1 protein-coding gene is annotated in these 209 nt (G+C 75.1%); it reads right to left on the bottom strand.

Annotated features, from left to right (window positions below):
- Positions 1-209, bottom strand: a 209-nt coding sequence (locus PUR61_RS05415; protein ID WP_329876159.1) for a DUF7507 domain-containing protein, incomplete at both ends; no start/stop codon positions are given.

The raw sequence follows: 209 nt of genomic DNA, 5'->3' as shown, positions 1-209 counted from the left end.
GGGTGAGGGACGCCCGCGGGCCGGTCACCGTGGTGGTGGAGGGCGGCGAGGTGACCGGCGAACCGGTGGGCGGGGTGCCGGTGGCGGTGGCGGTGTTGGTGAGCGTCCCGGCGTCGGCGTCGGCCTGGGTCACCGTGTACGTGGCGGAGCAGATCATGGACTGGCCCGGGACGAGGGTGGTGTCCGGGCAGGTGATCGCGGGCGGTGTG

This window comes from Streptomyces sp. BE20 (assembly GCF_036322525.1).
GTDB lineage: Bacteria > Actinomycetota > Actinomycetes > Streptomycetales > Streptomycetaceae > Kitasatospora.
The sequence above is the reverse complement of the archived record's forward strand: the minus strand, read 5'-3'. Positions and strand labels throughout refer to the sequence as shown.